The organism is Desertihabitans brevis (assembly GCF_003327535.1).
Classification (GTDB): Bacteria; Actinomycetota; Actinomycetes; order Propionibacteriales; family Propionibacteriaceae; genus Desertihabitans; species Desertihabitans brevis.
Genome location: NZ_QOUI01000010.1, coordinates 39,040 through 55,383, shown reverse-complemented (window position 1 = coordinate 55,383; position 16,344 = coordinate 39,040). Strand labels below are relative to the sequence as shown.

General features: G+C 75.4%; 18 protein-coding genes. 10 read left to right on the top strand and 8 right to left on the bottom strand.

What is annotated here, in order from left to right; translation table 11 throughout:
* Positions 1–211: 211 nt before the first annotated feature.
* From DT076_RS15090 to DT076_RS15075, 4 genes are all read right to left on the bottom strand, one after another.
* The gene (locus DT076_RS15090) at positions 212–451 is read right to left on the bottom strand and encodes an acyl carrier protein (RefSeq protein WP_114127528.1); all 240 of its coding nucleotides are present in this window, start codon (positions 449–451) and stop codon (positions 212–214) included.
* 83 nt (positions 452–534) lie between these two features.
* Positions 535–1,101, bottom strand: a complete 567-nt coding sequence (locus DT076_RS15085) for a DUF2087 domain-containing protein (RefSeq protein ID WP_114127527.1) — start codon at positions 1,099–1,101, stop codon at positions 535–537.
* Between the two features lie 139 nt (positions 1,102–1,240).
* Complete coding sequence (locus DT076_RS15080) at positions 1,241–2,230, bottom strand: aldo/keto reductase (RefSeq protein WP_114127526.1); 990 nt, start codon at positions 2,228–2,230, stop codon at positions 1,241–1,243.
* 10 nt (positions 2,231–2,240) lie between these two features.
* Complete coding sequence (locus tag DT076_RS15075; protein ID WP_114127525.1) at positions 2,241–3,473, bottom strand: MFS transporter; 1,233 nt, start codon at positions 3,471–3,473, stop codon at positions 2,241–2,243.
* A 79-nt stretch (positions 3,474–3,552) separates the two neighbouring features.
* On the opposite strand from DT076_RS15075, the gene DT076_RS15070 reads away from it, so the two are divergent.
* Together DT076_RS15070 and DT076_RS15065 are read left to right on the top strand one after the other, a co-directional pair.
* Positions 3,553–4,860, top strand: a complete 1,308-nt coding sequence (locus DT076_RS15070) for an FAD-dependent oxidoreductase (RefSeq protein WP_114127524.1) — start codon at positions 3,553–3,555, stop codon at positions 4,858–4,860.
* A gap of 32 nt (positions 4,861–4,892) precedes the next feature.
* Entirely contained in the window at positions 4,893–7,094 is a 2,202-nt protein-coding gene (locus DT076_RS15065; protein WP_114127523.1) for a HelD family protein, read from the top strand.
* On the opposite strand, the gene metF is transcribed toward DT076_RS15065, so the two are convergent.
* Positions 7,068–8,021, bottom strand: a complete 954-nt coding sequence (gene metF, locus DT076_RS15060; RefSeq protein WP_233493992.1) for a methylenetetrahydrofolate reductase [NAD(P)H] — start codon at positions 8,019–8,021, stop codon at positions 7,068–7,070. The genes DT076_RS15065 and metF overlap by 27 nt on opposite strands.
* Before the next feature lie 143 nt (positions 8,022–8,164).
* Here metF and DT076_RS15055 point away from each other — a divergent pair, with 143 nt between their 5' ends.
* Positions 8,165–9,232: a polyprenyl synthetase family protein gene (locus DT076_RS15055; RefSeq protein ID WP_114127645.1), complete on the top strand. Its 1,068-nt coding sequence runs from the start codon at positions 8,165–8,167 to the stop codon at positions 9,230–9,232.
* Positions 9,233–9,304: 72 nt separating this feature from the next.
* Here the strand turns inward: DT076_RS15055 and DT076_RS15050 are convergent, their stop codons facing one another.
* Genes DT076_RS15050 through thiE form a run of 3 tightly spaced genes read right to left on the bottom strand, consistent with a single transcriptional unit; the run spans position 9,305 to position 10,895 of the window.
* Positions 9,305–9,631 (bottom strand): barstar family protein, encoded by a 327-nt coding sequence (locus tag DT076_RS15050; protein WP_158548158.1) that lies wholly within the window; start codon positions 9,629–9,631, stop codon positions 9,305–9,307.
* A complete protein-coding gene (locus DT076_RS20090; protein WP_233493990.1) occupies positions 9,628–10,143 on the bottom strand; it encodes a ribonuclease domain-containing protein in 516 nt (171 codons plus the stop codon). Before DT076_RS20090 ends, DT076_RS15050 begins: the two co-directional genes overlap by 4 nt.
* Positions 10,140–10,895 (bottom strand): thiamine phosphate synthase, encoded by a 756-nt coding sequence (thiE, locus tag DT076_RS15040; RefSeq protein ID WP_114127521.1) that lies wholly within the window; start codon positions 10,893–10,895, stop codon positions 10,140–10,142. The genes DT076_RS20090 and thiE overlap by 4 nt, the downstream gene beginning before the upstream one ends.
* 115 nt (positions 10,896–11,010) lie before the next feature.
* Here thiE and DT076_RS15035 point away from each other — a divergent pair, with 115 nt between their 5' ends.
* From DT076_RS15035 to thpR, 7 genes are all read left to right on the top strand, one after another.
* Complete coding sequence (locus tag DT076_RS15035) at positions 11,011–11,817, top strand: MerR family transcriptional regulator (RefSeq protein WP_114127520.1); 807 nt, start codon at positions 11,011–11,013, stop codon at positions 11,815–11,817.
* Between the two features lie 22 nt (positions 11,818–11,839).
* Positions 11,840–12,529, top strand: coding sequence for a DNA alkylation repair protein (locus DT076_RS15030; RefSeq protein ID WP_114127519.1), 690 nt, complete (start codon positions 11,840–11,842; stop codon positions 12,527–12,529).
* Positions 12,530–12,647: 118 nt separating this feature from the next.
* Positions 12,648–13,487 carry an SDR family oxidoreductase gene (locus DT076_RS15025; protein WP_114127518.1) on the top strand — a complete coding sequence of 280 codons (840 nt, stop codon included), beginning with the start codon at positions 12,648–12,650 and terminating at the stop codon, positions 13,485–13,487.
* A gap of 46 nt (positions 13,488–13,533) precedes the next feature.
* Positions 13,534–14,688 (top strand): glycine oxidase ThiO, encoded by a 1,155-nt coding sequence (gene thiO, locus DT076_RS15020; protein WP_199539213.1) that lies wholly within the window; start codon positions 13,534–13,536, stop codon positions 14,686–14,688.
* Positions 14,689–14,732: 44 nt separating this feature from the next.
* On the top strand, positions 14,733–14,924 hold the full coding sequence (gene thiS / locus DT076_RS15015) for a sulfur carrier protein ThiS (RefSeq protein WP_114127517.1): 192 nt from the start codon (positions 14,733–14,735) through the stop codon (positions 14,922–14,924).
* Positions 14,917–15,702 (top strand): thiazole synthase, encoded by a 786-nt coding sequence (locus DT076_RS15010; protein WP_325048376.1) that lies wholly within the window; start codon positions 14,917–14,919, stop codon positions 15,700–15,702. The genes thiS and DT076_RS15010 overlap by 8 nt, the downstream gene beginning before the upstream one ends.
* 2 nt (positions 15,703–15,704) lie before the next feature.
* Positions 15,705–16,301 carry an RNA 2',3'-cyclic phosphodiesterase gene (gene thpR / locus DT076_RS15005; RefSeq protein WP_114127516.1) on the top strand — a complete coding sequence of 199 codons (597 nt, stop codon included), beginning with the start codon at positions 15,705–15,707 and terminating at the stop codon, positions 16,299–16,301.
* Positions 16,302–16,344 lie beyond the last annotated feature (43 nt).

The following is a 16,344-nucleotide window of genomic DNA, read 5'->3' as shown; positions in this document are numbered from 1 at the left end:
ATCTCCGTGCTGCGGATCACAGGCGCCGGGGAGGAGCGGGCGCGGGTGGGGGTCGAGGTCCACCCGCGCCGCGCGACCTGTCGGTTCGCGGGCTTCGACCCGGCTCTTCCCCAAGCGCCGAATCGAATCCGTGTTCGAACGGTTCCACTATAGGCCGGGCGCCGGCACCTCCGTCAAGCACCGCGGCGGAGGCGTGTCGGCGCCCGCCGGATCAGCTCTGCGGTGCGGTGTTGTCGATCCCGCCGAGGGAGGCGAGGAACTCGTGGCACCTCCGGGCGCGTGCGGAGTCCTCCTCCATCACCTGGCGGAAGAAGGCGGCGATCTCGTCCTGGCCGGCGTTCTCCGCGTCGCGGACGTACTGGCCGTAGTCGTGCCCCGCCTTCAGGGCGTGGTACTGCACCGAGATGAGGTCGAAGGTGACGTCGTCGAAGCCGGTCTCTCCGGTGGCCATGGTGTCCTCCTGGGTGGGTGTCGCACCCTCCGGACGGGTGCGACGGGACCGCTCCCTACCCCCTCGACGCCCCCGCACGCAGGTCAGGTGCGGCGGTAGCCGCGGGAGGCGTGCCGCTCGACCAGCCGGTGGTCGACCAGCAGCCGCCGCAGCTCGGCGGGGTCGCCGACCGTGCCCAGCACCGCGCCGACCTCGTCCTCGGACAGCTCGACCCCCGCCGGCAGCAGCTCGACGAGCAGCGCGGCGACCTCGGCCTGCTGCTCATTCCGCTCCGGCACCCGCAGCAGGCGGCCCCGGCGGAACCAGCGCGCCAGCCCGGGCCGGCGGCGCAGCAGCGCGGTGACCGGCATCGCCTCCTCGACCGCGGCCGCGGCCCGGGCGAAGACCGTGGTGTCGGCGTGCACCACCCGTCCGCTCACCCGGACCAGACCCGACTCGTGCATCCGGGTGGCGGTCTCCGCGACCTGCCGTACGCTGCGGCCGGTCGCCCGGGCGACGTCGTCGAGGGTGCACGGGGCCGGGCAGCCCGGCAGCAGCCCCTCAGCCGCCATCAGCAGCTGGAGCCGGTCGGGGTGGTCGAGGGCCAGCAGCACGGCGAGCGCGTCACGGAGACCGGCTGCGGGCGGGGCGGCGGACGTCACGGCCGCCATCCTCGCTCCGCGCCGGAGGCGCGGTCCACGGGTTAACCGCGCCGGAGGCGCGGTCCACGGGTCAACTGCGCCGGAGGCGCGGTCCACGGGTGAACTGCGCCAGCGACGCGGTCCACGGGTCAAGCGCTCCGGCGCGGGCTCACCAGCGGGTGTGCACGTGCTCGCGGATCCGGTCGTCGTAGACCTGGGCCAGGGCGTGCTGCTGCTCGTCGGTCAGCGGGGCGGCGTCGCCGGCGGCGGCGTTGGCGCGGGCGTGCTCCGGCGTCCGGGCGCCGGGGATGACCACGCTGACGCCCGGCTGGTCGACGACCCAGCGCAGCGCCAGCTGGGCCGTCGTCAGCCCCTCCGGCGTGTGCGCGGCCACCTCGCGGGCGGCGTCCACGCCGACGTCGTAGGGCACCCCGGAGAAGGTCTCGCCCTGGTCGAACTGCTCGCCGTTGCGGTTGAAGCTGCGGTGGTCCTCGGCGTCGAAGCGGGTGTCGTGGTCGTACTGGCCCGAGAGCAGCCCACTGGCCAGCGGCACCCGGGCGATGATCCCCACGCCCGCCTCGGCGGCGGCCGGGAGCACCTCCTCCAGCGGCTTGCGCCGGAACACGTTGAGGATGATCTGGATGGTCGCCACGCCGGGCCGGCGCAGTGCGGTCAGCGCCTCGTCGACCGTCTCCACCGACACGCCGTAGGCGCGGGTCCGGCCCTCCTGGACGAGCGTGTCGAGCGCGTCGTAGACCTCCTCACGCTCGTAGACCGGGCTGGGCGGGCAGTGCAGCTGCACCAGGTCGAGGGTGTCCACGCCGAGGTTCTCCCGCGACCGGTCGTTCCAGGCGCGGAAGGCGTCCAGGGTGTAGGCCTCGGGCACGTGCGGGTTCGCGCGACGGCCCATCTTCGTCGCCACCGTCACGCGGTCACGGCCGATCTCGGCCAGCAGCCGGCCGAGCAGCCGCTCGCTCCGGCCGTCGCCGTAGACGTCGGCGGTGTCGAAGAAGGTGACGCCGGACTCGAGCGCGGTGTGCAGCGTCCGCAGCGCCTGCTCCTCCTCGACGGCGTCGCCCCAGCTGCCGCCGATCTGCCAGCAACCCATACCGATGACCGAGACCTGACGGCCGGTCCTGCCCAGTGTGCGCTCCTCCATGCCGGGGAGCCTACGGAGCCGTCGCCGTCCCGCTCCCGGCGGGTGCGGCCGGCACCCCGCGGGGCATCCGCAGCGCCAGCAGCGAGCCCAGCACGAAGATGGCCGAGCCGACCCCGAAGGCGAGCGGGTAGGAACCCTGGTCGGCGATCCAACCGGCCAGCAGCGGCCCGACGATGGCGCCGAGGTCGCCGACCATCGAGAAGACCGCCACCGGGGTGCCGCTGCGCCCTCCGGCGGCGTCGCCCACCGCGGCGGCCGGGGCCGTCCCCAGCAGCGCCGCACCCAACCCGTAGACGGCCAACGACACCACCAGCACCACCAGATCCGTGGAGAAGGAGACGCCGGTGGTGGCGGCGGCGCAGACCAGCCCGCCGGCGACCATCGCCGGTCGGCGTCCCACCGTGTCGACGAACCGGCCGACCGGGGCCAGCGCGATGGTCTGCACGACCGCCGAGACCGCGAAGGCGATCCCGGTCCAGGCCGGCTCGGCGCCCAGCGCGCCCACCACCAGCAGCGGCACCAGCGCGCTGCGCACCCCGAAGGACGTCCAGCCCTGACCCAGCCCGGCCACCAGCGCCGCCTGGTAGCGCGGGTCGGCCAGCACCGCCGACATCGGCCGCACCTCCTCCGTGCCGGCGGCGTCCCGGCCGCGTTCGGAGGAGCGCAGCACCACCAGCCCGATCAGCCCGGCCACGGCCAGGGTGGCGGCGTAGAACCAGAACGGGGCGGTGAGCGAGATCCCGGCCAGCGCGCCGCCGATCGCCGGACCGGCCATCCCGCCCAGCAGGAACCCGCCCTGGAAGAACCCGGCGGCCCGTCCGCGGAGCCTCGGCTCGACGGTGTTGAGCAGCAGCGTCATCGAGGAGACGGTGAACATCGCCGACCCGAGGCCGCCGATGCCGCGCAGCACCAGGAACGGCCAGTACGACGTCGCCAGCGCGGCCAGCGCCGTCGACCCGGCCACCACCAGCACGCCGGTGACCAGCACCGGCCGCTCCCCCAGCCGGTCGATCAGCGGGCCGACCACCGGCGCGGTCACCAGCCGCACCAGCGCGAAGGCCGAGATCACCGCCGACGCCTCGAAGGTGCCCACCCCGAACGACTGGGCGTAGACCGGCAGCACCGGGACCATCACCCCGAACCCGACGGCCACGCTGAACGAGATCAGCCCCAGCACCAGCACGCTGCGCGGCAGCTCGCTGCGTCCCCGGAGCCACCGCCGCACCCCCGCCGTCGTCTGCACGCGGTCATCCTGCCGCACCGACCGAGCTCGACGGTCGGTCACGACCACGCCCCCCGCCCGGCTCACTACCCTCGGCCCCGTGGAAGCGCTGCCGGTGGTCGTGGTGGGCGGGTCGCTGGCCGGGATGGCGGCGGCCGCGCGGCTGGCCAAGGCCGGTCACCGGGTGCGGCTGGTGGAGCGCACCGACCGGCTGGGCGGACGCTGGGCCGGCGCCGACCTCGCGGGCCACCCGGGGGTGCGGGTCGACGCGATGCCGGGGGTGCTCACCTTCCCCGCGCCCTGGCGCGACCTGTTCAAGAAGTCCGGACGTGCCTTCGACGCCGAGCTCGCCCGGGCCGGGCTCGAGCTGGTGCCGGGGCCGCCGGCCACCCACCGCTTCCCCGACGGGCTCGAGCTGCAGCTGCCGGCCGAGCGGGCCGCCCAGCACGCCGCGCTCACCGCCGCCCTGGGACGTCCGGCGGCCGAGCGCTGGCGCGATCTGCTCGACCGGCTGCTCGGCGTCTGGCAGCAGCTGCGCCCGCTCGGGATGGAGCTGGAGCTGCTCTCGCAGCGCCAGCTCACCCCCGACGTCCGACGCACCCTGCTGCTGGACCGCACCGTGGCCGACCTGGCCGACGACCTCGCCGAACCGCACCTGGGCGCGGTGGTGCGCGCCGTGGTGCAGCGGGCCGGGTCCGACCCGGAGCGGACGCCGGCGTTCCGGGCGGCCGAGCTGGTCGCCACCCGCACCTTCGGGCGCTGGGTGCTGCACGACCGCGACGGCGCCCCGCAACCGGTGCACCGGCTGGTCGAGCTGGTCGCCGACCGGCTCCGGCTGCGCAAGGTCGCCCTCGACCTCGGCCGCACCGTCACCGCGCTGACCACCCGGCCCCGCCCGCGGGTGGAGGTGGACGGCGAGCCGGTGGACGCGGCCGCCGTCGTCTCCGCCGTCGACCCCTGGACCCACCTGCGGCTCGACCCGCGGGGGCTGCGCTGGGCCGACCGCCGCCGGCTGGCCCGCGCCCGGCCGGCGCTGGCCCCGGCCGTCAGCCATGCCGTGGTCGAGGACGACCCCGTCCCCGGTGGCGTCGCCGAGCTGGTCGAGCACCGCCTGGACGGTCCGGTGGTCCGCTACCGGCGCGCGCTCGGGGAGCGGACGCTCGTGTCCACCCACGACTCCACGGCGGCCTCGCCCGACCCGTCCTACGGGATCGCCTGGGACGGACCGGCGAGCTGGTGGCGGATGCCGCCGGTGAGCACCGGGCGGCCGCTGCTCTGGACGGCCGGACCGCACAGCCGCGGCGGCAGCTCGCTCAGCCAGGTGCTGCTGTCCGGCGCGCTGGCGTCCTACGCCTGCCACGACGCGCTCTCAGGTGTACCGGCTGCCCCCGTGCGCCGGGTAAGGTGATGCGTCCGCCGTCTGGCTGAGAGGCAGTTTCGTTGACGTCACCGGAGTCGGAGTCCCGCACGGTCGAGCGTGAGATCGCGATCGAGCAGGCCCACGTGGACCAGGTCTACGCCCGCCTGGACGAGGCGACCCGCACCGCGGAGCAGGTCGCCCGGCAGGGCCGGTCCCTCTACCAGAGCGACCGCACCAGCTTCGTCCGCGAGGAGGACGGCACCGGGCTGTTCGAGCGCGACGTCTTCGCCTTCCAGGCCGCCAAGCGGCTGGCCACGCTGGACGCCGAGCACGAGGGCCTGGTCTTCGGCCGGCTCGACCGGGCCGACTCCGAGGTCCGCTACATCGGCCGGATCGGCGTCCGCGACGAGGACTACGAGCCGCTGGTCATCGACTGGCGGGCACGGGCGGCCGAGCCGTTCTACCGGGCCACCCCGGCCGAACCCATGGACGTCGTCCGCCGCCGGGTGCTGCGCAGCCGCGGCACGAAGGTCATCGGCATCGAGGACGACCTGCTGGACGGCGAGCGCGCCGGCGACGACCTGGTGGTGGTCGGCGAGGGCGCGCTGATGGCGGCGCTCTCGCGCGCCCGCGGCCCGCAGATGCGCGACATCGTCGCCACCATCCAGGGCGAGCAGGACGAGGCGATCCGCGCCCCCTACCAGGGCGTCACCATCATCAGCGGCGGTCCCGGCACCGGCAAGACCGTGGTCGCGCTGCACCGGGCGGCCTTCCTGCTCTACTCCCACCGCAAGCGCTTCGAGCGCGGCGGCGTGCTGGTGGTCGGCCCGAGCCGGGTGTTCATGAACTACATCGAGCGGGTGCTGCCCTCCCTCGGTGAGGAGTCGGTGACGCTGCGCTCGATCGGCGCGGTCGCCTCCGACGTGGTGCCGCTGGGGGCCGAGCGCACCGACGACGCGGCCGCCGCGGTGGTGAAGGGCTCGCTGCGGATGCTGACCCTGCTGCGCCGGCTGGTCGACGAGCCGCTGGCCGCCGGCCCGCTCGACCTGCGGGTCAGCGTCAAGGGCGAGGTGCTGGTGCTGCGGCCGTTCCAGCTCAGCACCATCCGCGCCGACGTGCTGCGCCAGCACAAGATCAACACCTCCCGTCCGCTGGCCGAGAAGGCGCTGCTGGACGCGCTGTGGCGCCAGGCCCAGGGCCGCGTCGACGTCGAGCGCGACGCCTTCGACGACCTGGTCACCTCGCAGGCGTCGTGGACGATGTTCCTGCACGCCTGGTGGCCGCCGCTGGACGCCAGCCTGGTGCTGCGCCGGCTGGCCGATGCCGACCTGGTGGCCCGGCTCGCCGACGGGTTGCTCGACGCCGAGGAGCAGCGGGCCCTGGTGCGCAGCTACCGCGAGCTGGACGCCGACCCCGACGGCGGCCGCCCGCGCTGGAGCGTGGCCGACGCCGCGCTGCTGGACGAGCTGGTGGCCGTGATCGGGCCCGTGCCGCAGGAGGCCGAGGAGGACCCGACGCTGTTCCTCGCCGACGGCACCGAGGTCGCCGAGCTGGTCACCACCGCCGACCGGCTGCGCCGCCCGGTGGAGGTCGACCCGCAGGCCGAGCCGCACCAGCGCTACGCCCACGTGCTGGTCGACGAGGCGCAGGACATCACGCCGATGCAGTGGCGGATGCTGCGCCGCCGCGGCTCCCAGGCGTCCTGGACCATCGTCGGCGACACCGCCCAGTCGTCGTGGCCCGAGCCCGAGGAGTACGACAAGGCGCTCACCGAGCTGATCGGGCGGGCGCCGGTGCGCCGATTCCGGATGAGCACCAACTACCGCAGCCCGGCCGAGGTGTTCGACCTGGCCAAGGCGGTCGTGCAGGCGGAGTACCCGGCCGCCGACCTGCCCCGCGCCGTCCGCTCCACCGGGATCGCGCCGGAGCTGCGCACCGTCGCCCCCGAGGCGCTGCACGAGGAGGTCACCGGCCTGGTGCACCGTCTCGGCGACCAGGTGGAGGGCACCATCGGGGTGATCTGCCCGCCGTCGCGGCTGGCCGAGGTGGGCGCCGCGCTGGAGGCCGGGCTGAACGGGTTGTCGCCGCGGGTCGCCCTGGTGACCGCGCTGCAGGCCAAGGGCCTGGAGTACGACGCGGCGGTGGTGCTCTCCCCCGACGAGATCGTCGCCGAGCACTCCGGCGGGACGCGGGTGCTCTACGTGGCGCTGACCCGGCCCACCCAGCGGCTGGTCACCGTGGACGTGGGCCCGGGCTCAGGACGCTGGCGTCCGCGCGGCTGAGCCGGTCCCGAGCACGCGGCCGAAGATCTCGCGGGTGGCCGTGGAGCGGTTCATGGTGATGAAGTGCAGCCCGGGGACCCCGTGCTCGAGCAGCCGCTCGCACAGCTCGGTGGCGATGTCGATGCCGACCTGGCGCACCGTCGCCGGGGACTCGTCCTCGCTCAGCCGGCGCACCACCCAGTCGGGCAGGTCGGCCCCGGAGAGCTCGGCCATCCGGCTGATCTGGGTCAGCCGGGTGACCGGCATGATGCCGGGGATGATCGGCAGGTCGCAGCCCAGCGCCCGCACCCGCTGCACCAGGTCGACGTAGCGCTCGAAGGTGAAGAACAGCTGGGTGATCGCGAACGACGCCCCGGCCTCGGCCTTCTGCACGAGAACCCGCGCGTCCAGGTCGGCGTCGTGCGCCTGCGGGTGCAGGTCGGGGAAGGCGGCCACGCCGACGCAGAAGTCGCCCAGCTCGCGGACCATCCGCACCAGCTCGGTGGCGTTGGCCAGGCCGTCAGGGTGCTGCTCGAACGGCACCGTCGGCCCGCCGGGCATGTCGCCGCGGATGGCCAGCACGTTGCGGATCCCCACCCCGGCGTAGGCGCCGATGGTGCGCCGCAGCTCGTCCCGGCTCTGCGAGGCGCAGGTGAGGTGGGCCATGGTGTTGAGCGTGGTGTGGGAGGCGATCGCCTCGGTCGCCCCGACCGTGCGGTCGCGGGTGGAGCCGCTGGCCCCGTAGGTGACCGAGACGAAGTCCGGGCCGAGCGCCTCCAGCTCGCGGGTGGTCTGCCAGAACACCCGCTCCTCCTCCGGGCTGCGCCACGGGAACAGCTCGAAGGAGGTCAGCGGACAGTCCGCGGTGGCCAGCAGGTCGGCGACCGGCTGCTGCCGCGGGGTGCGGGCAGCGGGTCGGGGCGTGGCGGGGATGCGGCGGACGGGCACGGGCGAACCCTAGGCAGCGGGAGGAGACGCGTCCTGCGTAGGCTCACGTTGTGGTCAGCAGCATCGAACGGTCCTCCGACGTGGTGGACCACCTCGCCGTCCGGTGGCGTCCCGACCCGGCCCGCCCGCTCGCGCTCGACTTCATGCAGGCGGTGCAGGCCGCGATCGACGGGTTCCTCGCCGGCCAGCGTGGGCTGCTGAGCGACATCGGCGGCGAGCTCGATCCGGTGCTGTCGATGGCCAGGACGTTCCTCGGCGGGGGCAAGCGGCTGCGTCCGGCGTTCTGCCTGTGGGGCCACGTCGCCGGCGGCGGGGAGGCGGGCGGCGACGGCGTCCTCGAGGCGGCGGCCAGCCTGGACCTGCTGCACGTCAGCGCACTCGTCCACGACGACCTGATGGACGGCTCCGCCACCCGTCGCGGCGTCCCCTCCGCGCACCGCCAGTTCGAGGCGCTGCACGGCGAGCAGGACTGGTGCGGCTCGGCCGAGGGCTTCGGGCTGGCCGGGTCGGTGCTGCTGGGCGACGTGCTGCTGATGTGGTCGACCGAGATGCTGGCCGGTGCCACCGCCCGCCTGGGCCCGCCCGGGGACGAGCGGATCCGCACCTCGCGGCGGCTGGCCGAGCGGATGCGCACCGAGGTGACCTGCGGGCAGTACCTGGACGTGGTGGCCCAGGCCAGCCCGGCGGTGGACGATCCCCAGACCGCGGTCGACCGCGCCCACCGGGTGGTGGAGTACAAGGCGGCCCGCTACACCGTGATGCGCCCGCTGCAGATCGGCGCCGCGCTGGCCGGGGCCGGCGAGGGGGTGCACGACGCACTGGCCACCTACGGCTCGCACGTCGGCCGCGCCTTCCAGTTCCGTGACGACGTGCTCGGGGTGTTCGGCGACGAGCAGGTCACCGGCAAACCCGCCGGGGACGACCTGCGTGAGGGCAAGCGGACGCTGCTGCTGGCCGAGGCCCGGGCCCGGCTGGACGGCGCCGCGCTGGCCCGGCTGGACGTCCTGGTCGGCGACCCGGCGCTGGACGAGGACGGCCTGGCCGAGGCCCGTGCGCTGATCGAGTCCAGCGGCGCCCGCCGGCGCCTGGACGAGCTGATCGCCGAGCACGGCGAGCACGGCCTGGCCGCCCTGGAGCGCGCCGACCTCACCCCCGACGGCCGCACCGCCCTCTCCGCCCTGGCCGACGCCGCCCTCCGCCGCGACCACTGACCCACCACCAACGCCCCAGCGTCCACAACGTCCTGAGCCTGTCGCCCGTCGAAGGGGGCGATCACACCCACCTCAGAGCAGAACCAGAACCACCGGCTCCCCCGGCTCGCCGCCCCGCGCCTCGAACACCGCCAGCACCCGCCGGAACCATCCGGGATCGGCCGCAGCCACTTCGGCCCAGCTCTCCCAGATCAGCGCCAGCGGGGTCTCGACCTCCCGCAGCAGGTCCCACAGCGCGTCCAGGTTCGCCCCACCGGACCGCCCCAGCGCCCGCTGCAGCTGCGCGAACAGCTCGGCCCGGCTGCCGGCGTCCAGCACGGCCACCCGCCAGCCCTCGTCCTGGAGTGCCCGCCGGGCCTCCTCCGCGGTGGCGACCACCCGCCGCACACCACCGGTCACCGGGCGATCCGCTCGAACGACCCGTAGTGGTCGGCGGTCCAGAAGAACACGGTGTCGTCCTCGCCCGTGACGATCCGGCGGGCACCCCGGTCGTCCTCGCCGGGCGTCGGCACCGTGTACTCGCGGTAGTGCCCGCGCGGCTCCTCGGGCAGCAGCCCCTCGAAGTTGTTGAACACCGCCCCGTCCTGGCGGTACGGGAAGGGCCCGCCGTCCTCGATCAGCTCGACCGTCTCCGCGGCCTCCGGCGGCAGCTGCTCCAGCCGCACCCAGGGCAACCCGGTCTGCGGGTCGACGTCGGTGCCGACCTGCTCCTGGTCGCGGCCCTGCACCCCGCCGCCGGACGGGTCACCTCCCGTCGGGGTTTGCGACGGCGCCGCGGACGGGGTGGTCACGGGCGGCGGGACGGCCTCCCCACCCGGGTCGGACCACAGCAGCGCCACCAGGACGAGGACGACCGCGACCACCCCGCCGCCGGCCCCGGCCAGCGTCCGTCCGCGCCGGGGAGGGTTCACGAGTCGCGGCCGAAGGCCCGGCGCAGCACGCCGGGGTCGCCCTCGAGCGCGAACCCGCCCTCGACCATCGACGGGTCGTCCCGCCACGCCTGGGTGAGCCGGGCCTTGAGCTCGGCGGCCGCGGCACGGGGGTCGTCGGCCTCGGTGATCGCGCGGACCACCACCACCCGACGCGCCCCGGCCAGCAGCACGTCGTCCAGGGTCTCGCGGTTGATCCCGCCGATCGCGAACCAGGGCTTGCGGCCCGGCTCGTGGGGCGGCACCTGCTGCGCGGCGTGGCGCACCAGCTCCAGCCCGACCGGCCGGTAGGTCGGCTTGGTGGGGGTGGCGTGCACCGGCCCGACGCAGAAGTAGTCGGTGTCGGGGTCGGCGTCGGCCTCGGCCAGCTGCTCGACCGAGTGGGTCGAGCGCCCGACCACCGCCCAGCGGTGCAGGTGCCGCCGGGCCTCGGCGGCCGGCCCGTCGGTCTGGCCCAGGTGCAGCACGTCGGTGCCGAACCGGCCGGCCAGGGCGGGGCTGTCGTTGACGCTGACCAGCCCGTGGTGCGGCCGGGCCGCCCGCCGGGCGACCTGCAGCAGCTCCAGCTCCTGCTCGGGGTCCAGACCCTTGTGCCGCACCTGCAGGATGTCCACGCCGCCGGCGAAGGCCTCCTGCACGAAGTCGGCGAAGTCACCCTGCTCCACCCGACCGTCGGTGCACAGGTAGAGCTTGGCCGTCCGCAGCCGCTCGGCCACACCTCTCAACGCCGTCATGGGGCCCAGGCTAGTGCGCGGCGCGGGCCGGCGACCGGTCAGAATCGCACCCGGCACGGACGTCGGGGCCCGGGCCACTTGACCCTCACACCGTGTCAGACGGGAGAACAGAGCCATGTTGTCCATCGGAGACTTCGCCCGGCTCGGTCAGGTGTCGGTGCGGATGCTGCGGCACTACGACGCGATCGGGGTGCTGGTGCCCGCGCGGGTCGACCCGTGCTCGGGCTACCGGTCCTACGACCCCAGCCAGCTGGCCCGGCTCCACCGCGTGATCGCGCTCAAGGAGCTGGGGTTCTCGCTGGCCGAGGTCGGCGTCCTGCTGGACGAGGAGCTGACGGGAGAGCAGCTGCGCGGCATGCTGCGCCTGCGCCGCTCCCAGCTGGCCGCCGAGCACGCCGCCGCCACCGCCCGGCTCGCCGACGTCGAGCTGCGTCTCCGGATCATCGAGAAGGAGCACCACATGTCCGAGCACGAGTACGTCAGCAAGCCGCTGCCCGCCCTCCGGCTGGCCGCCGCCACCGCCGACCTCCCACCCGAGGAGGCGATCGGCACCGTCGTCGGCCCGCTCTTCGGCTCCGTCGCGGGCGCCGTCGCCGCGGCCGGCGGCAGCCTGCGCACCCCGGTGGCGGTCTACCGCAGCGTCGACGACCAGCTGCGGGTGACCGCCGGCTACGAGCACGCCGGCGGACCCGGCGACGGGTTCGAGCTGGTCGAGGTGCCGGCGGCCGGTGAGGCGCTGTGCACCGTCCACCTGGGCGCGATGGAGACCATCGGCGCCACCTGGCAGGCCCTGCACGAGGCGATCGGCGAGCGCGGCGCCGTCCCCGACGGCCCGGCGCGCGAGGTCTACCTGCGCGCCTCCCCGGACGAGGACCAGAGCCAGTGGGTGACCGAGCTCCAGCAGCCGGTGTCGCGACCCTGAGCCGGGCGGGCACGATGGCACGGTGAGCGCCGACGAGACGCTGCTGGCCGGCATCCGCGCCGACCTGGCGGCCGCCGCCGACCCGGTCCGGGCCGCCCAGCAGCAGGCCTACATGAAGTCGGCGCTGCCGTTCCACGGGGTCGGCGCCCCCGGCACCCGCGCCCTGCTGCGCCCCCGGCTCCGGGACTGGTCGCCCGCCGACCGGGAGCAGTGGGAGAGCACGGTGCGGGTGCTGTGGGACGCCGCCACCCACCGAGAGCACCGCTACGCCGCGCTGGCGCTGGCCCGGCACCCGCGGGCCCGGGCCTGGCGCGACGTCGACGCGCTGCCCCTGCTCGCCCACCTGGTCACCACCGGCGCCTGGTGGGACGTGGTCGACGAGACCGCGTCCCACCTGGTCGGTGAGGTGCTGCTGCGCCACCGGGCCGGGGCCACTCCGGTGGTCCGCGGCTGGGCCACCGCCGACGACCTGTGGCTGCGCCGGACGGCGGTGCTGGCCCAGCTGCGCCACCGCGAGCACACCGACACCGCGCTGCTGACGGCCGCCGTCGAGGCCAACCTCGACGACCCGTCCTTCTGGCTGCGCAAGGCGATCGGGTGGGCGCTGCGCCAGCACGCCCGCACCGACCCCGACTGGGTCCGCGCAGCCGTCGCCCGGTGGGGCGAGCGGCTCCCACCGCTGTCGCGACGCGAGGCGCTCAAGCACCTGTGAGCGGTCGCGACCCTCGTTTCGCCGCCGACGGCCACGGGTAGCGTCCTCACGACGGAGTGCGGGCGGACCCGGCACGACGCTCCGCGAACCACCGACGCCACGACCCTGGAGGCACTTCGTGAACCAGCCCAGCCAGCAGCAGCAGCCCCCCGGTCACCAGGCCGCGATGGACCCGGTCCCCGACTGCGGGGAGCAGAGCTACGTCGGCCACGACCGGCTCACCGGCAAGCGCGCCCTCATCACCGGCGCCGACTCCGGTATCGGTCGCGCCGTCGCGATCGCCTATGCCCGGGAGGGCGCCGACATCGTCATCTCCTACCTCAGCGAGGACGACGACGCCGAGTCCACCGCCCAGTACGTGCGCGACGCCGGGCGCAAGGCCGTCCTCGTCAAGGGCGACCTGTCCGACCCGCAGCACTGCCGCGACCTCGTCCAGCGCACCGTCGACGAGCTCGGCGGGATCGACGTGCTGGTCAGCAACGCCGCCTACCAGATGTCGCACGACACCCTGGAGGAGATCAGCGACGAGGAGTGGGACCACACCCTCGCCACCAACCTCTCCTCGATGTTCCACCTGGTGAAGGCCGCGCTGCCCCACCTCGGTGAGGGCTCGAGCATCATCGGCAGCTCCTCGGTGAACTCCGACAGCCCGAGCCCGACGCTGGCGCCCTATGCCGTCACCAAGGCCGGGATCGCCAACTTCTGCGCCAGCCTGGCCCAGCTCCTCGGCCCGCGCGGGATCCGGGTCAACAGCGTCGCGCCCGGGCCGATCTGGACGCCGCTGATCCCCTCCACCATGCCGCCGGAGAAGGTGGAGCAGTTCGGCAGCGACACCCCGCTGGGACGGGCCGGGCAGCCGGTCGAGCTGGCCGGGGCCTACGTGCTGCTCGCCAGCGACGAGGGCAGCTACATGTCCGGGGCGCGGATCGCCGTCACCGGCGGACGTCCCATCCTCTGAGCACGTTCCACCTGCGGCACCGGGGTCGCGGTCCTACCATGACCCGGTGCTCCCACCCCCGACCGCCGACGACCTGACCACCGACGTCCTGGTCGTGGGCGGCGGGCTGGTCGGGACAGCCACGGCCTGGCGGCTGGCCCAGCGCGGGCTGGACGTCACCGTGGTCACCGGCGACCTCGGCCGGGCGGCCTCCGGGGTGGCCGCCGGGATGCTCGCCCCGGTCACCGAGGCGGCCTTCACCGAGACCCCGCTGCTGCACCTCAACCTCGCCGCGCTGGACCGCTGGGACGGCTTCGCCGGCGAGCTCGCCCGGGCGGCCGGCACCGATCCCGGGCTGCGCCGCCACCCCACCCTGTCGGTGGCCGCCACCCCCGACGACGCCGCCCGGCTGCGCGACCTCGGCCGCTGGCTGGGCGCCCAGGGCCAGCCCTGCCAGACCCTCACCAGCCGCGAGCTGCGCTCCCGCGAACCGCTGGTCGCGCCGACGGTGCGCAGCGCGCTGCTGGTCGAGCGGGACTGGAGCTGTGACAACCGGCGGCTGTGGCGGGCGCTGCGGCTGGCCGCGGAGGCGGCCGGTGTGCGCACCGTGCCCGGCACGGTCGAGCGGGTCGAGCACGACGACGGGCGCGTCACCGGGGTCCGGCTCGCCGACGGCAGCGGCTGGCGCGCCGGGCGGGTGGTGCTCGCCACCGGCGCCGACGCCGGTGGCCACGACCTGCCCTTCGCGCTGCCGGTGCGTCCGGTCAAGGGTCAGGTGCTGCGGCTGCGCGCCGGCGCGGAGCCCCAGCTGCAGCACACCGTCCGGGCCTTCAGCCAGGGCTTCGAGGTGTATCTCGTTCCGCGCGCCGACGGCGAGCTGGTGGTGGGCGCCACCGTCGAGGACCGCGGCTTCGACGACCGGGTCACCGCCGGCGGGGTGTACGAGCTGCTCCGCGACGCCCGCCGGGTGGTGCCGGTCAGCGCGGAGTACGAGCTGGCCGAGTGCCGGGCCGGGTGGCGGCCGGCCACCCCTGACAACGCCCCGGTGCTCGGGCCCTCGCCGCTGGACGGGCTCACCCTCGGCGTCGGGCTGTACCGCAACGGCGTCCTGCTCACCCCGCTGGTGGCCGACGTGCTGGCCGGCTGGGTCGCCGAGGGCGTCTGGGACGAGCGGGCCGAGCCGTTCCGGCTCGACCGCTTCCCGGCCGACCGGCCCTCCTAGACTGGCCGACGCGCACGACCAGTGGGGCGAGCAGAAGGAGGAGCGTGCACATCACGCTGAACGGCCGACCGCACGAGCTGCCCGACGGCAGCACCGTCGCCGACCTCGTCGCCGACCTCCCCCACCGCGGGGTGGCGGTGGCGGTGGACGGTGCGGTGGTGCCCCGCAGCCGGCACGACGAGCCGCTGACCGAGGGCGCGGCCGTCGAGGTGGTCACGGCGGTGCAGGGTGGTTGAGCTGACCGGGTCGGCCGCGAACCTGACGATCGCCGGGCGCACGTTCGGCTCCCGGCTCATCATGGGCACCGGCGGCGCCCCCAGCCTGGAGGTCCTCGAGGCCGCGCTGCAGGCCTCCGGCACCGAGCTCACCACCGTCGCGCTGCGCCGGGTCGACCCGTCGGCCCGCGGCACCGTGCTGGAGGTGCTCGACCGGCTCGGCATCGCCGTGCTGCCCAACACCGCCGGCTGCTTCACCAGCGCCGAGGCGGTGCTCACCGCCCAGCTGGGCCGCGAGGCCCTCGGCACCGACTGGGTGAAGCTGGAGGTGATCGCCGACGAGGTCACCCTGCTGCCCGACCCGATCGAGACCCTGGACGCCGCCGAGCGCCTGGTCGCCGACGGGTTCACCGTGCTGCCCTACACCAACGACGACCCGGTGCTGGCCCGCCGCCTGGAGGACGCCGGCTGCGCGGCGGTGATGCCGCTGGGCGCGCCGATCGGCTCCGGGCTCGGCATCCGCAACCCGCACGCCATCGAGATGATCGTCGAGCAGGCCGGGGTGCCGGTGGTGCTGGACGCCGGCATCGGCACCGCCTCGGAGGCCGCGCTGGCGATGGAGCTCGGCTGCGACGCGGTGCTGCTGGCCTCGGCCGTCACCCGCTGTCACGACCCGGTGGCGATGGCGCAGGCGATGCGGCACGCCGTCAGCGCCGGCTACCTGGCCGCCCACGCGGGCCGGATCCCGGTGCGCCGCTACGCCGAGGCGTCCTCGACCATGGTGGGCCGGATCGACTGACCATGGCCGAGGGCACCGCGCGGATGTTCGTCGCCCTGGTGCCGCCGGCCGCGGCGCGGGCGCACCTGGCCGCGGCCGTCGAGGCGGCCACGGCGGCCCTGCCGCACCGCGCCATCGACGGGCTCCGCTGGACGCCGGCGGAGCAGTGGCACCTGACGCTGGCCTTCCTCGCCGCCGTGCCCGCGCGTCGGACCGAGGACCTGCTGCGGCGGCTCGAGCGGGCGGCCGCTCGCCGGGCACCGCTCGAGCTGGCACTGGCCGGGGGCGGCTGCTTCCCGCGGCCGAGCGCGGCCCGGGTGCTGTGGGCCGGTCTGGAACCGGGTGAGGCGGTGACCGGGCTCGGCCGGCTGGCCACCGGCGTCCGGGCGGCGGCCGAGCGGGCCGGTGCCGCACCCGACCACGGACGCTTCCGGGCCCACCTGACCCTGGCCCGCCGCACCGTCCCCGCCGACCTCACCGGCTGGGTGGACGCCCTCGCCGGCTACCGCGGGCCGTCCTGGCGGGCCGGCGCGGTCGAGCTGGTGCGCTCCGAGCTCGGACGCGGCGCGGGTGGGCGTCCCCGCCACGTGGTGGTGGGCTCCTTCCCGCTCACCGGGTGAGCGCGGCGTCGGCCTGCGTCAGCACGGCCGCAACATCACCGGC

What these genes read in the sequence shown, in the direction of transcription:
- DT076_RS15055 (WP_114127645.1), top strand. Translation starts at nt 8,165, where the DNA reads ATGCAGGCGGTGCAGGCCGCGATCGACGGGTTCCTCGCCGGCCAGCGT.
- DT076_RS15090 (WP_114127528.1), bottom strand. Translation starts at nt 451, where the DNA reads ATGGCCACCGGAGAGACCGGCTTCGACGACGTCACCTTCGACCTCATC.
- thpR (WP_114127516.1), top strand. Translation starts at nt 15,705, where the DNA reads ATGGCCGAGGGCACCGCGCGGATGTTCGTCGCCCTGGTGCCGCCGGCC.
- DT076_RS15035 (WP_114127520.1), top strand. Translation starts at nt 11,011, where the DNA reads ATGTTGTCCATCGGAGACTTCGCCCGGCTCGGTCAGGTGTCGGTGCGG.
- thiE (WP_114127521.1), bottom strand. Translation starts at nt 10,895, where the DNA reads ATGACGGCGTTGAGAGGTGTGGCCGAGCGGCTGCGGACGGCCAAGCTC.
- DT076_RS15080 (WP_114127526.1), bottom strand. Translation starts at nt 2,230, where the DNA reads ATGGAGGAGCGCACACTGGGCAGGACCGGCCGTCAGGTCTCGGTCATC.
- DT076_RS15085 (WP_114127527.1), bottom strand. Translation starts at nt 1,101, where the DNA reads ATGGCGGCCGTGACGTCCGCCGCCCCGCCCGCAGCCGGTCTCCGTGAC.